At 63.7% G+C, this 4,858-nt stretch carries 4 protein-coding genes; all 4 read left to right on the forward strand.

The window, feature by feature from the left end:
- On the forward strand, nucleotides 1-810 hold an 810-nt coding region (locus AX729_RS17935), incomplete at its 5' end, for a methyl-accepting chemotaxis protein (RefSeq protein WP_245325242.1).
- Between the two features lie 77 nt (nucleotides 811-887).
- Nucleotides 888-2,813 carry a HAMP domain-containing methyl-accepting chemotaxis protein gene (locus AX729_RS17940; protein ID WP_061025370.1) on the forward strand — a complete coding sequence of 642 codons (1,926 nt, stop codon included), beginning with the start codon at nucleotides 888-890 and terminating at the stop codon, nucleotides 2,811-2,813.
- A 51-nt stretch (nucleotides 2,814-2,864) separates the two neighbouring features.
- Nucleotides 2,865-3,353, forward strand: a complete 489-nt coding sequence (locus AX729_RS17945; RefSeq protein WP_061025372.1) for a chemotaxis protein CheW — start codon at nucleotides 2,865-2,867, stop codon at nucleotides 3,351-3,353.
- Between the two features lie 58 nt (nucleotides 3,354-3,411).
- On the forward strand, nucleotides 3,412-4,858 hold a 1,447-nt coding region (locus tag AX729_RS38710; protein ID WP_061025374.1), incomplete at its 3' end, for an MCP four helix bundle domain-containing protein.

The raw sequence follows: 4,858 nt of genomic DNA on the forward strand, positions 1-4,858 counted from the left end.
TCCTCCTCGATGGAGGAGATGGCTTCGAACGTGAAGCAGAACGCCGACAACGCCAACCAGACCGAGAAGATCGCCGCGCAGTCGGCCAAGGATGCGGAAGCGTCCGGAGCTGCCGTCGGCCGCGCCGTGGATGCGATGCAAACGATAGCCGAGAAGATCACCATCGTGCAGGAGATTGCCCGCCAGACCGATCTGCTCGCGTTGAACGCGGCCGTCGAAGCGGCGCGCGCCGGCGAGCACGGCAAGGGCTTTGCGGTCGTCGCCTCCGAGGTGCGCAAGCTCGCCGAGCGCAGTCAGGCGGCCGCGGCCGAAATCGGCACTCTCTCGACCGAGACGGTCAAGGTTGCGCAGGAAGCCGGCGAGATGCTGGGCAAGCTCGTGCCCGACATCAAGAAAACGGCCGAACTGGTCCAGGAAATCACCGCTGCCTGCCGCGAGCAGGACGTTGGCTCCTCGCAGATCAATCAGGCGATCCAGCAGCTCGACAAGGTCGGTCAGCAGAACGCCAGCGCTTCCGAGCAGGTGTCCTCGACCTCCGAGGAACTGGCTTCGCAGGCCGAGCAGTTGCAGTCGACGATCGCCTTCTTCCGCATCGAGGACTCCACGCGCAAGGCGAACGCCGCGCCTCGGGAAATCGACCGGGCCGTTGGCCAGCTTCGCGCCAAGGCGGCGACGATGGCGGCGGTCGATCGGCGCGGCAAGGCACCTGCAGCCAGGCCGGCAAAGGCCCTGAAGGTCGCGGGCGGCGGTGGATTCGCCTTCGATATGGATGACGGCGGCGACGATCGCGACGCCGAGTTTCAACGCTAGACGCTCTTCCGGGACGCGGGCTGTTGCGCTCGCGTCCCCTCAAAATCAGACCGGGCCGAACCCGAGGGAATTCGAACATGAGATTCACCGTCAAGGCAAAGCTGGGCAGCGCTTTTGGTGCCGTTCTCGTCCTGTCCATGATCGCAGGCGCAATCTCATATTCGAAGCTCACCGACCTCGCGAGCGCGACGGAGGTCATTATCGGGGCCGCCGGACGATCGAGCAAAGCCGCCGAACTCGAGCGGGATCTCTTGCTGCAGGTGCGCGCCGAGAAGAACGCCATCATGGCGCAGTCGGACGCGGATGCCGAACGTTACACGGCTGAGCTCCGGAAGATTCGCGAGAGTCTGCTCAAGACCAGGGACGAAATCTACGCCACCGCCACAGAGACCGGCAAGAAGATGCTCGACAGGTTCTCGGGACTGTATGCGAGCATGAACGCCGTCGAAGACGAGACGCTCAAACTGGCCCGCACCGACAAGGCAAAGGCGATCGAGCATTCGACCAGCGAAGTCCGCCGCGCCGTCGGCGAGGCGACCAAGGCGCTGGACGAATATCTTGATTTCCTGAAAAAGTTGATGTCCGACAGGTCGGACGAGGCCAGAGCGGAGAGCAGCCGCGCGCAGATGCTGTTGATGAGCATCCTCATCGTATCGTTGCTCCTTGGCGCCGTCGCCGCAACCTTCATCGCGCTGAGCATCAGCCGATCCCTCATGCGCGCGGTCGGCCTTGCCAACGCGGTCGCGATCGGCGACCTCAGCCAAACGGTCGAGGTCAAGAGTGACGACGAGGTCGGCGATCTCGTCAAGTCGCTGAATGCAATGACAGCGAACCTCAACGCGACTGCCGCGATCGCCAACGAGGTCGCGCAAGGCAATCTGGCCGTCGAGGCCAAACGTCTATCCGACAAGGACACTCTGGGAATCGCGCTGGAGCGCATGATCGCGAGCCTGAACGCCAATGCGGAGGTCGCCAACGAGATCGCGCGGGGCAATCTCACGATCGAAGCCAAGCGGATTTCCGACAAGGACAAGCTCGGCATCGCGCTGGAAACCATGGTGCAGAGGCTCCGGCAGGTCGTCTCGGAAGCCCTGACTGCGGCCCAGAACGTCTCGGCCGGCAGCCAGGAGCTTTCCGCAAGTGCCGAGCAGCTCTCGCAGGGAGCGACCGAGCAGGCCTCATCCGCCGAGGAAGCCTCCTCCTCGATGGAGGAGATGGCCTCGAACGTGAAGCAGAACGCCGACAACGCCAACCAGACCGAGAAGATCGCGGCACAGTCCGCCAAGGACGCGGAGGCCAGCGGTGCAGCCGTCGGGCGTGCCGTCCAGGCGATGCAGACCATCGCGGAGAAGATCACCATCGTGCAGGAAATTGCGCGGCAGACCGACCTGCTGGCCCTCAACGCGGCGGTCGAGGCCGCGCGCGCCGGCGAGCACGGCAAGGGCTTCGCCGTGGTCGCTTCCGAGGTGCGCAAGCTCGCCGAGCGCAGCCAGGCGGCCGCCGCAGAGATCGGGACGCTCTCGGTCGAAACCGTCAAGGTAGCGCAAGAGGCCGGCGGCATGCTCTCGAAGCTCGTACCCGACATCAAGAAGACGGCCGCGCTGGTCCAGGAGATCACATCGGCCTGCCGCGAGCAGGATGTCGGTGCGGCCCAGATCAACCAGGCGATCCAGCAACTCGACAAGGTCGGCCAGCAGAACGCCAGCGCGTCCGAGCAGGTGTCATCGACCTCGGAAGAGCTCGCCTCCCAGGCCGAGCAATTGCAGTCGACGATCTCCTTCTTCCGGATCGAGGAGGGCGCGAACAAGGCCAAGGCAGCTCCGCGCGAGATCGAACAGGCCGTTGCGCAGCTTCGCGCCAAGGCGGCAAGGATGGCGGCGGCTGACGAGGTTGCCAGAAAGCCGGCCGCCAGACCGGCACGGGCCCTCAAGGTCGGCGGTGGCGGCTTTGCCTTCGATATGGCCCAGGCCGACGACGATCGCGACGCAGACTTTCAACGCTAACCGGCAGGCCCCGACGGGGCGCCGCCCGACACCTGATCGAATGGATGCATCATGGCCGCAACCTCGCAATATCTGACCCTCGGTCTCGCCGGCGAGACGTTCGGCATCAGCATCCGAAACGTCCGGGAGATCCTCGACATGCGGCCGATCTCGCGGCTGCCGCATGCGCCGGCTTTCCTGCTCGGCATGATCGACGTGCGCGGCAGCGGATATCCGATCGTCGACCTCCGGATCAAGCTCGGCCTGCCGAGCGTGCCTGCCACCGAAGCCACGCGCATCATCATCCTCGACGTGCCGATGAAGGACCGCCTGGTCGGCGTCGGCTTCGTCGCCGACTGCGTGTTCGAGGTCACCGACATCGACGAGCAGGCGATCGAGCCGGTGCCCGAAGTCGGCGGGAAATGGCAATCCGACTATGCGGCCGGCATCGGCCGCAAGGGCGAGAAGTTCGTCGTGATCTTCGATCTCGCCAAGCTGATGGCCAGCGACGAGATACCAGGGCTACGAGAGGCGTCGACCGATGCCTCCTGCGCGGCGTGAAGCGTACCCGTGAAATGTTGTCGAGCGTAGCCATTCAATTGATTCAAGGAAACCTTCCATGAGATTCACTGTCAAGGCAAAGCTTGCCGCCGCGTTCAGCACCATCATCGTGTTGTCGATGGCGACGGGGGGCATCGCTTACATGAAGCTCACCCAGCTCTCCGACACTTCTGAAAGTCTCGTGCAGCGTGCCGCCCGCATCGACAAGGCAGGCGAGCTTCAGAACTTCGTGTTCTATCAGACCCGCGCGGAACGAGAAGTCATCATCGCATCGACCGATCAGGAGATGCAGAAGATCGCCGACGAGATCAAGCAGTACCGTAAGGAGGCAACACGCCTGCGTGACGAGATCTATTCCGTCGCCAACGCCACAGGCAGGCAGCTCCTCGACAAGTTCACCGTGGCCTACGACAAGATGAATGCGACGGAGGACACCGTCGTCAAATTCGGCATGATGAACTCCAATAACCGAGGTGCGCAGCTCTGGGCGGCCGAAGGCCAGCCGGTCAGGAAGGCTTGGACCGAGGCCGTGGATGCGGTGTTTGCGGAGGTGAGTCGGACGGCTTCCAGCCCCGAGCGCGGCGACGCTCTCATGGCTCTTCAGAATCTCCGGTTGGAAGGCGCTCAAGCGCAACGGCAGATGACCGCAACGTTCTCGGCGTCCAGCATGGACGAGCTGGGCGGGGAAATGAAGGAACTGGGCGTGCGGACGGACGCATTTCAGAATGCGGCGCGGCATGCCGGCGCGTCACTGAAATCGATCGGCATCTCCTCTGCATCGCTGACGGCGCAGACGGACAGTTTGATCAAGGTCATCACCCGTGTCGGCGACGTCGTGAAGGAAGGTGGCAACATCCGCGCCGCGGCACTCGCCGCAAGCGAAGGCAAGGCGAATGCTGCCGAGGCAATCTCGACGTCGACCGACTACATCAATTATGTGAAGAAGGTGATGTCGGAACTCGCGGGCGCTGCTGCGCAGGAAGCCGCCAACGCCAAGCTCGTGTTGTTGAGCATCATCGTTGCATCGCTCGTCATCGCGGCCGGATCGGCCGTCTGGATCGCCGTCAACATCAGTCGCGGTCTCGCCCGTGCGGTTGGGCTTGCCGATGCGGTTTCCATCGGCGACCTCAGCCAGAAGATCGACGTCTCCAGCAACGACGAAGTGGGCGATCTCGTCAAATCGCTGAATAAGATGACCGCGAATCTGAACGCGACTGCAGCCCTCGCCAACGAGATCGCGCAGGGCAATCTGACAATCGAGGCCAAGCCGCTGTCGGACAAGGACACGCTCGGCCTTGCGCTCGAACGCATGGTGGAGAAGCTCCGGCAGATCGTATCGGAAGCGCTCACCGCTGCCCAGAACGTCTCGGCCGGCAGCCAGGAGCTCTCGGCCAGCGCCGAGCAGCTGTCACAAGGCGCGACGGAGCAGGCCTCCTCCGCCGAAGAAGCGTCCTCCTCGATGGAGGAGATGGCTTCGAACGTGAAGCAGAACGCCGACAACGCCA

It is taken from the genome of Bradyrhizobium sp. CCH5-F6, assembly GCF_001556045.1.
GTDB lineage: Bacteria > Pseudomonadota > Alphaproteobacteria > Rhizobiales > Xanthobacteraceae > Bradyrhizobium.

What these genes read in the sequence shown, in the direction of transcription:
- AX729_RS17940 (WP_061025370.1), top strand. Translation starts at nt 888, where the DNA reads ATGAGATTCACCGTCAAGGCAAAGCTGGGCAGCGCTTTTGGTGCCGTT.
- AX729_RS17945 (WP_061025372.1), top strand. Translation starts at nt 2,865, where the DNA reads ATGGCCGCAACCTCGCAATATCTGACCCTCGGTCTCGCCGGCGAGACG.